16 protein-coding genes are annotated in these 14,808 nt (G+C 65.1%); 7 read left to right on the top strand and 9 right to left on the bottom strand.

Features of this window, described 5'->3' with window-relative positions:
• The first annotated feature begins 45 nt into the window (after positions 1-45).
• The 3 genes from trxB to Q0W90_RS04370 all read left to right on the top strand — a co-directional run bounded on the left by trxB (position 46) and on the right by Q0W90_RS04370 (position 2,759).
• Positions 46-1,056, top strand: a complete 1,011-nt coding sequence (trxB, locus tag Q0W90_RS04380) for a thioredoxin-disulfide reductase (RefSeq protein ID WP_297595547.1) — start codon at positions 46-48, stop codon at positions 1,054-1,056.
• Positions 1,053-1,406 (top strand): thioredoxin, encoded by a 354-nt coding sequence (gene trxA / locus Q0W90_RS04375; RefSeq protein ID WP_297595546.1) that lies wholly within the window; start codon positions 1,053-1,055, stop codon positions 1,404-1,406. Before trxB ends, trxA begins: the two co-directional genes overlap by 4 nt.
• Positions 1,407-1,538: 132 nt before the next feature.
• Complete coding sequence (locus tag Q0W90_RS04370) at positions 1,539-2,759, top strand: N-acetylmuramoyl-L-alanine amidase (RefSeq protein WP_297595545.1); 1,221 nt, start codon at positions 1,539-1,541, stop codon at positions 2,757-2,759.
• On the opposite strand, the gene Q0W90_RS04365 is transcribed toward Q0W90_RS04370, so the two are convergent.
• The 9 genes from Q0W90_RS04365 to rpmH all read right to left on the bottom strand — a co-directional run bounded on the left by Q0W90_RS04365 (position 2,756) and on the right by rpmH (position 9,205).
• Entirely contained in the window at positions 2,756-3,520 is a 765-nt protein-coding gene (locus tag Q0W90_RS04365) for an acetyltransferase (protein WP_297595544.1), read from the bottom strand. The two genes, Q0W90_RS04370 and Q0W90_RS04365, sit on opposite strands and share 4 nt — an antisense overlap.
• A 264-nt stretch (positions 3,521-3,784) precedes the next feature.
• Positions 3,785-4,771, bottom strand: a complete 987-nt coding sequence (locus Q0W90_RS04360; protein ID WP_297595543.1) for a ParB/RepB/Spo0J family partition protein — start codon at positions 4,769-4,771, stop codon at positions 3,785-3,787.
• A 23-nt stretch (positions 4,772-4,794) separates the two neighbouring features.
• A complete protein-coding gene (locus Q0W90_RS04355; protein WP_297773296.1) occupies positions 4,795-5,787 on the bottom strand; it encodes a ParA family protein in 993 nt (330 codons plus the stop codon).
• 20 nt (positions 5,788-5,807) lie between these two features.
• Positions 5,808-6,542 (bottom strand): 16S rRNA (guanine(527)-N(7))-methyltransferase RsmG, encoded by a 735-nt coding sequence (rsmG, locus tag Q0W90_RS04350; protein WP_297773294.1) that lies wholly within the window; start codon positions 6,540-6,542, stop codon positions 5,808-5,810.
• A 78-nt stretch (positions 6,543-6,620) separates the two neighbouring features.
• On the bottom strand, positions 6,621-7,187 hold the full coding sequence (locus tag Q0W90_RS04345) for a R3H domain-containing nucleic acid-binding protein (RefSeq protein WP_297595540.1): 567 nt from the start codon (positions 7,185-7,187) through the stop codon (positions 6,621-6,623).
• Between the two features lie 82 nt (positions 7,188-7,269).
• On the bottom strand, positions 7,270-8,361 hold the full coding sequence (gene yidC / locus Q0W90_RS04340; protein ID WP_297698754.1) for a membrane protein insertase YidC: 1,092 nt from the start codon (positions 8,359-8,361) through the stop codon (positions 7,270-7,272).
• Positions 8,342-8,692, bottom strand: coding sequence for a membrane protein insertion efficiency factor YidD (yidD, locus tag Q0W90_RS04335; RefSeq protein WP_297595538.1), 351 nt, complete (start codon positions 8,690-8,692; stop codon positions 8,342-8,344). The genes yidC and yidD overlap by 20 nt, the downstream gene beginning before the upstream one ends.
• Positions 8,689-9,039, bottom strand: coding sequence for a ribonuclease P protein component (gene rnpA / locus Q0W90_RS04330; protein ID WP_297595537.1), 351 nt, complete (start codon positions 9,037-9,039; stop codon positions 8,689-8,691). The genes yidD and rnpA overlap by 4 nt, the downstream gene beginning before the upstream one ends.
• 22 nt (positions 9,040-9,061) lie before the next feature.
• Positions 9,062-9,205 (bottom strand): 50S ribosomal protein L34, encoded by a 144-nt coding sequence (rpmH, locus tag Q0W90_RS04325; RefSeq protein ID WP_003874369.1) that lies wholly within the window; start codon positions 9,203-9,205, stop codon positions 9,062-9,064.
• A gap of 602 nt (positions 9,206-9,807) precedes the next feature.
• Here rpmH and dnaA point away from each other — a divergent pair.
• The 4 genes from dnaA to Q0W90_RS04305 all read left to right on the top strand — a co-directional run bounded on the left by dnaA (position 9,808) and on the right by Q0W90_RS04305 (position 14,774).
• Positions 9,808-11,322, top strand: a complete 1,515-nt coding sequence (dnaA, locus tag Q0W90_RS04320; RefSeq protein WP_297698750.1) for a chromosomal replication initiator protein DnaA — start codon at positions 9,808-9,810, stop codon at positions 11,320-11,322.
• A gap of 534 nt (positions 11,323-11,856) precedes the next feature.
• Positions 11,857-13,056 (top strand): DNA polymerase III subunit beta, encoded by a 1,200-nt coding sequence (gene dnaN / locus Q0W90_RS04315; RefSeq protein ID WP_297773291.1) that lies wholly within the window; start codon positions 11,857-11,859, stop codon positions 13,054-13,056.
• Entirely contained in the window at positions 13,057-14,214 is a 1,158-nt protein-coding gene (gene recF, locus Q0W90_RS04310) for a DNA replication/repair protein RecF (RefSeq protein ID WP_297595534.1), read from the top strand. It abuts the gene before it with no gap.
• Positions 14,211-14,774: a DUF721 family protein gene (locus Q0W90_RS04305; RefSeq protein WP_297595532.1), complete on the top strand. Its 564-nt coding sequence runs from the start codon at positions 14,211-14,213 to the stop codon at positions 14,772-14,774. The genes recF and Q0W90_RS04305 overlap by 4 nt, the downstream gene beginning before the upstream one ends.
• Positions 14,775-14,808: the final 34 nt, after the last annotated feature.

The following is a 14,808-nucleotide window of genomic DNA, read 5'->3' as shown; positions in this document are numbered from 1 at the left end:
GCTGGCGTTTACACGAGTTCAGAGACGATCGCTCGAAAGGTTTTCATGACCGCCGACACTGTGCATGACGTGATCATCGTTGGTTCGGGTCCTGCGGGGTATACCGCGGCGTTGTATAGCGCGCGGGCGCAGTTGGCGCCGGTGGTGTTTGAGGGGACGTCGTTTGGTGGGGCGTTGATGACCACGACCGAGGTGGAGAATTATCCGGGGTTTCGTGACGCGATCATGGGTCCGGAGTTGATGGATCAGATGCGTGAGCAGGCGTTGCGTTTTGGTGCTGATCTGCGGATGGAAGATGTCGAGTCGGTGTCGCTAGGCGGTGCGGTGAAGTCGGTGACCACGGCCGAGGGGGAGACGGTGCGCGCGCGGGCGGTGATTTTGGCGATGGGGGCCGCCGCCCGGTATTTGGGGGTGCCCGGGGAGCAGGAGTTGCTGGGTCGTGGGGTGTCCTCGTGTGCGACCTGTGATGGGTTCTTTTTCAAGGATCAAGACATCGCGGTGATCGGTGGTGGGGATTCGGCGATGGAGGAGGCCACGTTTTTGACCCGTTTTGCCCGCAGTGTGACCTTGGTGCATCGCCGTGAGGAGTTCCGGGCCTCACGGATCATGCTGGAGCGGGCTCGGGCCAATGAGAAGATCACGTTCCTCACCAATAAGGCGGTGGTGGCGGTGGAGGGTGCCGAGACGGTGACGGGGGTGCGGTTGCGTGACACGCTCAGCGGTGCGGAGTCGGTGTTGGCGGTGAGCGGGGTGTTCGTGGCGATCGGGCATGATCCGCGCTCGGAGTTGGTGCGCGAGCTGGTCGACACCGACCCGGACGGGTATGTGTTGGTGCAGGGCCGCACCACGGCGACCTCGATCGAGGGCGTATTCGCCGCCGGGGATTTGGTGGATCGCACCTACCGCCAGGCCGTGACCGCCGCCGGCAGCGGCTGCGCGGCCGCCATCGACGCCGAACGCTGGCTCGCCGACAATGAAGGGTCCAGCACCCCCGCACAAGGTGACGCCACCGAATTTCCGGGCAGTACCGACACATTGATTGGAGCACCACAATGACCGACGCCGAAAAGGCCGGGGCCACAATAGCAGTCTCTGATGCGTCCTTCTCGACGGACGTGTTGTCCAGCAATAAGCCTGTGCTGGTTGACTTTTGGGCGACATGGTGCGGGCCCTGCAAGATGGTTGCGCCGGTCCTCGAGGAGATCGCCAGCGAGCGCGGCGATCAACTCACCGTCGCCAAGCTCGACGTCGACGCGAACCCGGAAACCGCCCAGAACTTTCAGGTCGTCTCCATCCCCACGATGATCTTGTTCAAAGACGGCCAACCCGTGAAGCGGATCGTCGGCGCCAAGGGCAAGGCGGCACTGCTGCGCGAGCTTTCCGACGCGGTCCCCAATCTCAGCTGATCTTCACTTGATTCGCCGCACCACACCCCGCGCATAGCCTGGGGTTTTCCCGAATTTACGAAGCGTCTGCGACAATACGGTAGCTATTGCCCGTTATCTGAGCCTGTCAGTTTGTCCCGGAGGGCCCTCGGTATGTCGAGTCCGCGCCGCGAATACGGCGACGCGCTGCGTTGTGGCGACCGCAGCGCTGCCGTGACCGAGATCCGGGCGACGCTGGCCTCATTGGGGCTGCTGGAAGGCTCCGACGACGATCTCAGCACCGGGCGGCAGGTGGCCCTGGAACTTTTCGACACCGAACTTGACCAGGCGGTTCGCGCCTTTCAACAGCATCGCGGTCTGCTCGTGGACGGCATTGTCGGGGAGGCGACCTACCGGGCGCTCAAGGAGGCGTCGTACCGGCTCGGCGCGCGCACGTTATATCACCAATTCGGCGCCCCGCTGTTCGGTGACGACGTCGCCACGCTGCAGGCGCGGCTGCAGGATCTCGGCTTTTATACCGGCATGGTCGACGGTTACTTCGGGTTGCAGACCCACAACGCTTTGATGTCGTATCAGCGTGAATACGGGCTGTCCGCCGACGGTATCTGCGGGCCGGAAACGTTGCGGTCCTTGTATTTTCTGAGTTCGCGGGTCACCGGCGGGTCACCCCACGCGCTTCGCGAAGAAGAGTTGGTTCGCCGCTCGGGTCCCAAACTGTCGGGCAAGCGGATCATCATCGATCCGGGCCGCGGCGGCGCGGACCACGGCCTGATCGTGCACGGATCTTCGGGTCCGGTCAGCGAAGCAGATGTGTTGTGGGACTTGGCGAGCCGACTCGAGGGGCGCATGACCGCGATCGGGATGGAGACCTTCCTGTCGCGGCCGGTCAACCGCAGCCCCCTCGACGCTGAACGCGCGGCCACCGCCAACAATGTCGGCGCCGACCTGATGATCAGCCTGCGCTGCGAGAATCAGCTCAGCGCCGCGGCCAACGGGGTGGCGTCCTTTCACTTCGGAAACTCGCATGGTTCGGTGTCCACCATCGGCCGTAATCTCGCCGACTTCATCCAGCGAGAAGTAGTGGCCCGCACCGGTTTACGTGATTGCCGTACGCACGGCCGAACGTGGGATCTGCTGCGTCTGACCCGGATGCCCACGGTCCAGGTCGACATCGGCTACATCACCAACCCGCGCGACCGCGCGATGTTGGTCTCAACCCAGACCCGCGATGCCGTCGCCGAGGGAATCCTGGCCGCGGTCAAGCGGCTGTACCTGTTGGGCAAGAACGACCGACCCACGGGCACATTCACTTTCGCCGAGTTACTGGCCCACGAATTGTCGGTGGAGCGCACCAGCCAGCTGGGCGGTTCCTAACCACCCGCTAACCGGCCGGGGTGGGTCCCCAACGCATTCGCTGCCGTCGACCCGGCCCCGACCGGCTGCTCCAGATGCGCGCTCTCCAGCAGACGCTCCAGGGCCGCCTCGACTTCGGCCTTCCATCCGAGACCCTTGTCGAGCTCGAGTCGCAGTCGCGGGAAATACGTATGTGGTGCCACCACAACGAAACCCACGTCTTGCAAGAATTCCGCGTCCATCACGCAGCGGTCCACCGAGCAATCGCCGACGGCTTCCAACACCGGCCGCACATCGGGGCCGACCAGTCGCGGGTCCTGCAATTCCGAAGCCGCCGGGGTGCGGCCGAACGCTTCGAGCGCCCGCACGCCACGTCGAACCAACTCGTCGATGACCCGGGCGATCAAGCCGTGCTGTAGGTCGTCGGCGGCCGGTCCGGGTTCGATGCCCATCGACGTCAACAGCACCGCGTCCGCGGAAACCGGCCCGGTCGGAAATCGCTGAGCCCGGGGCACCGCCCGCGGTGGGGCGTAGAACACATAGCCCAGGCACGGCGGCTCGGCGTGACTTCGCTCGTCCGGGACCGCGGTGGCCACCTGACCGCATGAGCCCCACTCCAGCATCACCATCGACAACCACGCTTCTTTTTCGAATTCGGGGTCGGCGAGGTGATCCTGGTTGCCGAGGGTCGCCGGATCGACCTCCCAGAAGACGCACCTACGCGCGTGCTTGGGAAGCTGCTCGAAGGCCTCGAGACGCAGCGGCATGATTCGAGCGGACACTAGCCTCCTGCTCCTGTGCGGTACTGCAGCCATCTGCACCGACAACCCCTCCAGGATAGGAGAGGTGGTCGCGATCGGGCCAGCTTTAGCCTGGCTCCGCTGGTTGGTGCGCCCGGTTCGCCGACACGGTGCGGTGGCGGTGCATCGATTTCCGAAAGTCGTTGCCGCCCATACCGTTTCGTCGAGCTGCAGCACCGCGGACGCGGGAATTTTCGGCGGAACCGGGCCCGGTGTCACAGTGACGTAATTACACCGTGTCCTAGATCATGCCTTGGGCGGCGTCATAACGTCGATGATTCGCTGTAGATCGTCCACCGAGCCGAACTCGACCACGATCTTGCCCTTACGTTTGCCCAGGCTGACCGTCACCCGCGTATCGAAGGTGTTCGAGAGTCGGTCAGCAACATCTTGCAGCCCGGGCATCTGCATCGGCTTGCGGCGCGGCGGCGCGGGCGTGGTCGCGCCGGCCCGGTTGGCCAATGTGACGGCCTCCTCGGTGGCCCGCACCGACAGCCCCTCGGCCACGATGCGGGTGGCCAGTTCCTCCTGCGCCTCGGGACCGCCCTCCAGCGACAGCAGCGCACGAGCGTGGCCGGCGGACAGTACCCCGGCGGCCACGCGCCGCTGCACCGCGATCGGCAGCTTGAGCAACCGGATCATATTGGTGATCAACGGCCGCGACCGTCCGATGCGGGCCGCCAGTTCGTCGTGGGTGACACCGAACTCGTCGAGCAGCTGCTGGTAAGCGGCCGCCTCTTCCAACGGGTTCAGCTGCACCCGGTGGATGTTCTCCAACAGCGCGTCGCGCAGCAGGTTGTCGTCGCCGGTCTCGCGCACGATCGCCGGGATGGTCGCCAGCCCGGCCTCTTGAGCCGCGCGCCAGCGCCGCTCCCCCATCACGATCTGGTAGCGCGCGCCCGTGGCCGAATCCTTGACGGCCCGTACCACGATGGGCTGCAAGAGTCCGAATTCGCGGATGGAGTGCACCAGTTCGGCCAGCGCTTCCTCGTCGAAGACCTGTCGGGGCTGACGTGGGTTGCGCTCGATGTCGGCCGGCGCGATTTCGCGGTAGACGGCGCCCATCGGTGAGGCGTCCTGCGGTGGCGGTCCCCCGATCAAGACGTCGGCGGCCGCGTCCCCCATCCGCGGACCGAGGGTCGCCGGTCCGGAATCGCCCTCGGCGGGACCGGTAGGAATGAGCGAAGCCAGGCCCCGGCCGAGGCCACCCTTTTTGCGTAACGGCTGCGTCATAGTCGTCCCTTCACGAATGGTGGTCAATCGCGCTCGGCGAGTTCGCGGCTCGCGTCAAGATAGCTCATCGCCCCGCGGGAGCCGGGGTCGTAATCGATAATGGTCATGCTGTAGCCCGGTGCCTCGGAAACCTTCACGCTGCGCGGAATCACCGTCCGCAGCACCTTGCTCCCGAAGTAGCGGCGTACCTCTTCCGCGACTTGATCCGCGAGCTTGGTGCGGCCGTCGTACATGGTCAGCACCACGGTGCTCACCTCGAGCTTCGGATTGAGGTGGGCCTTCACCATCTCGATGTTGCGCATCAACTGCGAGACACCCTCCAGGGCGTAGTACTCGCACTGGATCGGGATCAGGACTTCCGGTGCGGCGACGAGCGCGTTGATGGTCAGCAGCCCGAGCGAGGGCGGGCAGTCGATGAAGACGCAGTCGAAGTCGAGGCTGTCGAGGTCGGCCAACGCGGTGCGCAGCCGGTTCTCGCGCGCCACCATGCTCACCAATTCGATCTCGGCACCCGCCAGGTCGATCGTCGCCGGGATGCAGAACAGCCGCTCGTTGTGTGGGCTCTGCCGCAGGGCGTCGTACACGGAAACCTCGCCGAGCAGCACCTCGTATGACGACGGCGTCCCCGATTTGCGGTCGGTGATACCGAGCGCCGTGCTCGCATTGCCCTGGGGGTCGAGATCGATGACGAGGGTCTTGAGCCCTTGCAGCGCGAGCGCGGCGGCCAGGTTGACCGCGGTAGTGGTCTTGCCCACGCCGCCTTTCTGGTTCGCGACGGTGAAGACTCGGCGACGGGCAGGACGGCGCAGTGGCGGATACGTAGTGTGCAGAACTCGCATGGCACGCTCGGCGGCGGCGCCGATCGGGGTGTCGAATTCTGCCGCTGTTTCACGTGAAACATTCGGCTGCGCGGCGGGCGGAGCCGACGACGATTGGGGCGGTGGCACCGCCGCGTGCGTCTCCACCGATGCCGTAACGCCCGCTTCCGCAACGCCCTCCGGAGCCTGCGGAGTCACCGGCCTATCTCCTGATGAGGTCATCGGGTTCCGGCCTTCCGGGTCCGTGCCGACTTGTGGTGTGACGGCTGTCCGCGTCGCGCTGAAACTACGATTGCGGGGGGACGCAAATAGTTCGCGCCACATGTCACCACCCTGACATCAGCGGCGCCCGATGCTGCCATCACACGCCGGAATTGTTCAACTTCCTCGGATGCCCGCTCCCCCTTGATGGCGAGCATTCGGCCGCCCGGGCGTAACAACGGCATGCTCCACTTCGTCAGTTTGTCCAACGCTGCAACCGCTCGTGACACTGCCGCATCCCTCTCCCCGAACCGGTCACGCACTCCCGGCTCTTCCGCACGGCCGCGGACCACCTCGACGGCCAACCCTAGTTCGTTGACGACCTCGTTGAGAAATTCGCTGCGGCGCAGGAGGGGTTCGAGCAACACGACCTCGAGATCGGGCCGCACGATCGCCAGCGGGATCCCCGGCAGGCCTGCCCCACTCCCGATGTCGATGATGCGCTCGCCCGCGCCGAGCAGTTCGGCGGCCGCGGCACTATTCAATACGTGGCGGTCCCAGATGCGGTCCACTTCCCGCGGCCCGAGCAGCCCGCGCTCCACACCCGCGCCCGCCAGCAGCGTGGCGTACCGCCGTGCGATACCGAGCCGTTCGCCGAAGATCTCCGCGGCCGAATCGGGTGCGGCACCGGGGTCTCGGCCCGAAGGCTCCCCCGCAGGCTCGACCGAACCGACATGTTTCACGTGAAACATCCTCTAGTTGGCGCGTGCACTTTCAACCTTCGGACGCCCTTCGGGCCAGACGAACTACATCGCTGTAACTCCGGAACGTCAGTCGTGCAGAACCACCACGCGGCGCGACGGCTCGACGCCCTCGCTCTCACTGTGGACCCCGGACACCGCGGCGACCGCGTCGTGGACGATCTTGCGCTCGAACGGCGTCATCGGCGCCAGCTCTTCGCGCTCCCCCGATTCGAGCACGCGCTGCGCGACCTTGTCACCAAGCGCCGCCAATTCTTCGCGGCGCCGCCGGCGCCAACCCGCGACGTCGAGCATCAACCGGCTCCGCACTCCGGTCTTCTGGTGCACCGCCAGTCGGGTGAGTTCCTGCAGTGCGTCGAGCGCCTCGCCGCCGCGCCCCACCAACTTGTTCAAGTCGTCGCTGCCATCGATGCTCACGACGGCGCGGCTCCCTTCGACGTCCAGGTCGATGTCGCCGTCGAAGTCCAACAGGTCCAGTAGCTCCTCGAGGTAGTCGCCGGCGATCTCGCCCTCGGCGACCAGTCGCTCCTCCAGGTCGTCGGCTTCCTCGGCACCGCCCTGGGCAGTGTCATCGACCGGTACCGGTGCCTCGAGTTCCGTATCAACGTCGCGCTCGGTGGTGTCGGCGTCTGTCATGTCTTTCTCTCCCTCATCCATGGGTCTGAGCCCAATTGGGGTCCCCCTGCCCAGGGTCGCCCCGATAGCTTCTCCGGCCGTTTCAGCGTTTGCGTTTTTTCGGTCGCGCCCCGGGCCGCGGGGTCCGATTGCTCGACCCGTCGTCTGCTCCTGTTGCCGGCCCGTCGGCCACATCGGAATCCGTCTCCGCGGGATTGGGCGCATCGGCATCGGCCTTCGCCGAACCGTTCCCGCCCGGCGGCGCCGTCTTGGGGTTCCGCTTGGGCTTGGCTCCCGGCGCGGGGGCGTTGGCCGCCCGGCGTTCGATCACTTCCTGCTTTTTGGCTTCGTCCTCTTTTTCGATCATCCCGAAGACGTAGTGCTGCTGACCGAAGGTCCAGATGTTGTTCGCGAACCAGTACAAGATGATCGCGAGTGGAAGGAACGGCCCTCCGACGACCACGCCGAGCGGAAACACATACAGCGCAAGCTTGTTCATCATCGCGGTCTGCGGGTTGGCCGCCGCCTCCGGGCTCTGCCTCGCCACCGACGCCCGACTGTTGAAGTACGTCGCAACCCCGGCCAGGATCATCACCGGCAGGCCAACGGCGATCACGGCCGGCCGGCTGAAGAAGGTGAACGCGTCCAGGCCGGTGCGCTGTGTCATGAAGGCGCCGATCGGTGCGCCGAACAGGTTGGCATCCAGGAAGTGGGCGACGTCCGTCGGGGTGAACACGTAGTTTCCGGTGAGCCGGTTCTCGGCCACCGACAGGTGCGGTTGACCGAACCCGCCGGTGGTTCGGTTGAACGAACGCAACACGTGATACAGACCGATGAACACCGGGATCTGCGCCAGCATCGGCAGGCAGCCGAGGATCGGGTTGAAGCCGTGTTCGCGCTGCAGCTTTTGCATCTCGAGTGCCATCCGCTGGCGGTCCTTGCCGTATTTCTTCTGCAGCGCCTTGATCTGCGGTTGCAACTCCTGCATCTGGCGGGTGGTGCGGATCTGTCGCACGAAGGGCTTGTAGAGCAGCGCGCGCAGGCTGAAGACCAAGAACATCACCGACAGCGCCCAGGCGAAGAAGTTCGACGGCCCCAACATCGAGGCAAACAACTTGTACCAAACCCACATGATCCACGACACCGGGTAGTAGACGAAGTCGAGGCTGAAAAGGTCAAAGGACAAAAGACTCACTCTCCCGTCGCGTCGCTCGGACCGCCCAAGCGTCGCTGGCATATTGGCAATTCCCTTGGCAGCCGGGACGATCCGGTATCGGGTCCCATCCGCCCTCGTGCCATGGTCCGCACTTGGCGAGTCTGGTCGCAGCCAACCAGCTCCCCCGAATCAACCCGTACTCGTTCAGCGCATCGACCGCGTACTGGCTACAGGTCGGAACGAAGCGACACGTCGCCGGACGCAGCGGCGACACCATATGCCGATAGAGCTGGATGAGGAAAATCAATCCCCGCGCCACAGACTTTCCCGCCGTGCGGATGAACGCACCCACCGGAGACCGTCCCGTCACGGTGCGATTCCCGCCGCCGGCATACGCCGCACACACCGCCGCAGCTCCTGCTCCAACCGGGCCGACGACGCGGTGCGGCTACCGGGCAGCGCCCGGATCACCAATCGGTCGGATTGCTCGAGTTCACCCAGAATCGAGCGGGCCACGTGCCGCAGCCGACGGGCGACCCGGTGACGTTCCACGGCCGACCCGACGGGCTTACCGACAACCAGTCCCACGTGTGGCGCTGTCTCGCCGTCGCCCCTCAGGAAGTGAACGACGATGTCGGGCTGTGCCATACGAATCCCGTGCTTCACCGTCGCGTCAAACTCAATTGACCGCGTCATGCGGTTGCGCGCGGGAAGCACCGACGGAAGACCTGACCCGCGATCAGGCAGATAACGCGCGGCGGCCCTTGCGGCGCCGGCCGGACACGATCGCGCGTCCCGCACGAGTGCGCATCCGCAAGCGGAAGCCGTGCACGCGGGCTCGGCGCCGGTTATTCGGCTGGAAGGTCCGCTTGCCCTTGGCCACGACGTTCTCCTCGTTGTTTGCCATCCGGCCGCTCAGACGTTTCGCTTCGGGCTCGTCTGCGTTCCGACCTGAGGTGGTCTTGCTGCTACTGGCCGGCGCGGTCCCCCTGTGGTTCTGGGTCGCAGCCGTATCGCCGACTTTCGGGCGACTGTTTGAGGGTACTGACGAGCCTTCGCCTGGTCAAACCTGGCTTGTTGCAACGGAGCCGCGCGGACCCGGTGCAAGATTTTCCATTCCGGTCACACTCGGCGTCGGCGTGACTACGCTAACGAGCCGAACCAAGGCCCCACTTACCCTAAACGACCCGATTGGAATGCAGCAGAACGGTTGGCAGCCGCACGGAAAACTGTTAGCTTCTGCCCAAGTCGTTTTAGACTGAAGCAGCGCTCGATAACGAAGCGAGGATGGTGGATCGACTAGCTGCCTAGACAGCCTTCCAAGGTTTTCTTCCAGCGCGGAGATCGCGAGCCGTCGCCGGTAGGTTGCGGCTCGCATACGGTCATCCTGTCCACACCTGTGTATAACTATGTGGACAGCTGTTTTGTCGCCAAGCGTGAGTTGCACTTCGACCCGGGACGTTCGAGAACCAGGGAGATGCGTCGTTGACCGATGACCCCGGTTCAGGCTTCACGACGGTGTGGAATGCGGTCGTTTCCGAGCTCAACGGTGATCCCACCGCGGACGGCGTCACCGCCAACCGCACCACCCTGGTCACACCCCTCACCCCGCAGCAAAGGGCCTGGCTGAATCTTGTCCGGCCGCTGACGATCGTCGAGGGATTTGCTCTGCTGTCTGTGCCGAGCAGCTTCGTCCAAAACGAGATCGAACGTCACCTGCGCGCCCCGATCACCGATGCGCTCAGTCGCCGGCTCGGACAACAGATCCAATTGGGAGTCCGCATCGCTCCCCCCTCCGACGATGTCGAGGACGCCCTCATCCCACCGGCGGAACCCTTCCCGGGATCCGACGCTTTCCCGGCCGACGACACCACCATCGACAACGACGAGACCGTCGACAACGCCCAGCCGGGCTGGCCGAATTACTTCACTGAGCGGCCGCACGCCATCGACCCCGCCGTCGCCGCCGGAACGAGCCTCAACCGCCGCTACACCTTCGACACTTTCGTCATCGGCGCCTCCAACCGGTTCGCGCATGCCGCAGCCCTGGCGATCGCCGAGGCGCCGGCCCGCGCTTACAACCCCCTCTTCATCTGGGGAGAGTCCGGTCTCGGCAAGACCCACTTGCTGCACGCCGCCGGCAATTACGCGCAGCGTCTGTTCCCGGGGATGCGAGTCAAGTACGTCTCCACCGAGGAATTCACCAACGACTTCATCAACTCGCTCCGCGACGACCGCAAGGTTGCCTTCAAGCGCAGCTATCGCGACGTCGACGTGCTGCTGGTCGATGACATTCAGTTCATCGAGGGCAAGGAAGGTATCCAAGAGGAGTTCTTCCACACCTTCAACACATTGCACAACGCCAACAAGCAGATCGTCATCTCGTCTGACCGGCCGCCCAAACAGCTGGCCACCCTGGAAGACCGGCTCAGGACGCGCTTCGAGTGGGGCCTGATCACCGACGTGCAGCCCCCGGAGCTGGAAACCCGGATCGCCATCTTGCGCAAGAAAGCTCAGATGGAGCGGCTGGCGGTCCCCGACGACGTCCTGGAACTCATCGCCAGCAGCATCGAGCGCAACATTCGCGAGCTCGAAGGCGCCCTGATCCGGGTGACCGCGTTCGCCTCGCTGAACAAAACGCCGATCGACAAGGCGCTGGCGGAAATCGTGCTTCGCGATTTGATCGCCGATGCCAGCACCATGCAGATCAGCGCGGCCACCATCATGGCCGCCACCGCCGAATACTTCGACACCACCGTCGAGGAACTCCGCGGCCCGGGCAAGACTCGAGCACTGGCCCAATCACGCCAGATCGCGATGTATCTCTGCCGTGAACTCACCGATCTGTCCTTGCCCAAGATCGGGCAGGCCTTCGGCCGTGACCACACCACGGTCATGTACGCGCAGCGCAAGATTTTGTCCGAGATGGCCGAGCGGCGTGAGGTTTTTGATCACGTCAAGGAGCTCACCACTCGCATCCGTCAGCGCTCCAAGCGCTGAATCCCACGTTTTCGGGGTCCGCGCGCGTAATTTTTCGAGAAACTTCCCGCGCGTCCGTCACACCGGCCACACCCAGGGCATGTGCGCAGCCCTGTGCACAGAGCAATTAAACATCGGTGTAGTACCGGCCGTTCCGCACACACCCACCGTTCGTCCCCATCGGGCCAACACAAGACTCACAGGCGCCAACGCCACGATCCACATCACGATCATCGCGCTAGCTGCAGCGGGACGGCGCTGTCCCCAGAATGCACAGGCCTTAATACTGTTACTGAGATCTCTTCATCGGTTCTTCTTTGAAATACAGCCCTGGGGACGCTGGCTGCACACCCGCGGTCCAACCCGTCATCAGATCGGTTTGTCGGCCTTTGCGATTAGCTTTCAAGATGGCCCCGGAGGATCTACGGTTGTTCTTCGACTGCCGTTTCGGTCGTCGTCGGCGCATCGCGTCACCGGCGTTCGTGGCGGGGCCCCGTGCTAGCGGGGGGAGGCTAGCCAAAATGGATTCGAAAACGCTGAAGGTGAAGGGACGCTATGGACGCGGCGACGACAACGGCTGGCCTCAGCGACTTGAAGTTTCGTTTGGCGCGGGAGTCTTTCGCCGACGCGGTGTCGTGGGTGGCGAAGAACCTGCCGTCCAGGCCCGCGGTGCCGGTACTTTCCGGTGTGCTGCTGGCCGGGACTGATGACGGCCTCACGATCTCCGGATTCGATTACGAGGTTTCCGCGGAAGCGCAGGTGGCCGCCGAAATCGCCTCTCCGGGAAGTGTTTTGGTATCCGGGCGGCTATTGTCAGACATCGTTCGGGCGCTGCCCAACAAGCCCGTCGACTTCTACGTCGACGGGAATCGGGTCGCCCTGAACTGCGGGAACGCAAGGTTTTCGTTGCCGACGATGGCGGTCGAGGATTACCCGACGCTGCCCGCCCTGCCGGACGAGACCGGAATGCTGCCCGCCGATCTGTTCGCGGAGGCGATCAGTCAGGTGGCGATCGCGGCCGGCCGTGATGACACATTGCCGATGCTGACCGGGATCAGGGTGGAGATTTCGGGCGACACGGTGGTCTTGGCCGCCACCGACAGGTTCCGGCTGGCGGTTCGCGAGTTGACCTGGTCGGCGGCCTCACCCGACATCGAAGCCGCGGTCCTGGTGCCGGCCAAGACACTGGCCGAAGCCGCGCGGGCCGGCACCGACGGTGCTGAGGTTCGTTTGTCGTTGGGTGCGGGCGCGGGTGTCGGAAAAGACGGGCTGCTCGGCATCAGCGGCAATGGCAAGCGCAGCACCACGCGCCTACTCGACGCCGAATTCCCGAAGTTTCGCCAGCTGTTGCCGGCCGAGCACACGGCGGTCGCCACCATCAACGTGTCGGAGCTGACCGAGGCCATCAAGCTGGTGGCGTTGGTCGCCGACCGGGGTGCCCAGGTGCGGATGGAATTCAGCGAGGGATCGCTGCGGCTGTCCGCGGGCGCCGACGACGTCGGCCGGGCCGAAGAAGACCTGACGATCGATTTCGCCGGTGAGCCGTTGACGATCGCCTTCAACCCGACGTATCTGACCGACGGACTGGGATCGGTTCATTCCGAGCGGGTGTCGTTTGGTTTCACGACTCCGGGCAAGCCCGCGTTGTTGCGCCCGGCATTGGACGAGGACAGTCACCCGACCGGCACGGGGCCCTTCGGCGCCCTACCGACCGATTATGTCTACCTGTTGATGCCCGTCCGGTTGCCTGGCTAGGTGTACGTCCGGCATTTGGGACTGCGCGACTTCCGGTCCTGGGCACACGCCGACCTCGAATTGCAGCCGGGTCGGACGGTCTTCATTGGTTCCAACGGTTTTGGGAAGACGAATCTACTTGAGGCGCTGTGGTATTCGAGCACCTTGGGTTCACACCGGGTGGGAACGGACGCGCCGTTGATCCGGGCCGGCGCCGCCCGCGCGGTGGTCTCGACGATCGTGGTCAACGAGGGCAGGGAATGCGCTGTCGATCTGGAAATCGCTGCGGGGCGGGCGAATAAGGCGCGACTGAATCGGTCACCGGTGCGTAGCACCCGCGAGGTTATCGGCGTCCTGCGGGCGGTGCTCTTCGCTCCCGAGGATTTGGCATTGGTGCGCGGAGACCCGTCGGAGCGACGGCGTTACCTCGACGACTTGGCGACGGTGCGGCGGCCGGTGGTGGCGGCGGTGCGCGCTGATTACGAAAAAGTTCTGCGGCAGCGCACCGCGCTGTTGAAATCCCTGTCCGGGGCGCGGTACCGAGGCGATCAAAGTGCGCTGGACACCCTCGATGTATGGGATAGTCGTCTTGCCGAACACGGTGCCCAATTGATGGCCGCCCGTATCGATTTGGTGAACCAGTTGGCACCCGAGGTCGAGAAGGCCTATCAGCTGTTGGCTCCGGGATCACGGGCGGCGGCCATCACTTATCGATCCAGTCTGGGTGCCGACGCCGCGGCGGACATCGCCGGCGGTGACCGGGAATTCCTTCAGGCCGCCTTGTTGGCGGCCTTATCGGCGCGCCGCGACGCGGAGCTTGAGCGCGGCATGTGTCTGGTCGGCCCCCACCGCGACGACTTGGAATTGTGGCTCGGTGATCAACCGGCCAAAGGCTTTGCCAGCCACGGGGAGTCGTGGTCGTTCGCACTGGCCCTGCGCCTGGCCGCTTACGAGCTGCTACGCGCCGACGAAAGCGATCCGGTGTTGTTGCTCGACGACGTGTTCGCCGAACTTGACGCCGCGCGGCGCCGCGCGCTGGCCACGGTGGCCGAATCGGCCGAGCAGGTGCTGGTTACCGCGGCGGTGGTCGAAGACATTCCGGCGGGCTGGGACGTGCGACAGGTCTATGTCGATTTACGCGACAGCGACTCGGGCCGGGTATCGGAAATGCGGACATGACCGGCACGGGTGAAGGTCCGCGTCCCGACTCCGGAGGGCCGTCGAGCGAGCTGACCGGGATCGACTTGGTCAGGCGCACCCTCGAAGAGGCCCGGGCGGCGGCGCGGGCTCAGGGAAAAGATGCCGGCCGCGGTCGGGCGGTGCCGCCCATGCCCCGGCGGGTGGCGGGCCGGCGGCGAAGCTGGTCGGGGCCGGGCCCCGACGTTCGTGACCCACAACCGTTGGGCAGGCTGACTCGCGATCTGGCGAAAAAGCGGGGTTGGTCCGCGCAAGTCGCCGAGGGCACCGTGCTGGGCAACTGGACGTCGGTGGTCGGCCACCAGATCGCCGACCACGCGGCCCCCACTGCCCTCAATGACGGCGTGCTGAGCGTGGCCGCCGAATCGACAGCGTGGGCCACCCAGTTGCGGATGATCCAGGCGCAGTTGTTGGCCAAGATCGCCGCGGCGGTCGGCAACGGTGTGGTGACATCATTGAAAATCACCGGCCCGTCCGCGCCGTCCTGGCGTAAGGGGCCGCGTCACATCGCCGGGAGGGGCCCGCGCGACACGTACGGGTAGGGCGGTTGCGGCGTCTCATGATCCCCAGGCAGAC

Source organism: Mycobacterium sp. (assembly GCF_025933915.1).
Classification (GTDB): Bacteria; Actinomycetota; Actinomycetes; order Mycobacteriales; family Mycobacteriaceae; genus Mycobacterium.
This window is presented reverse-complemented; position numbering and strand designations above follow the sequence as displayed.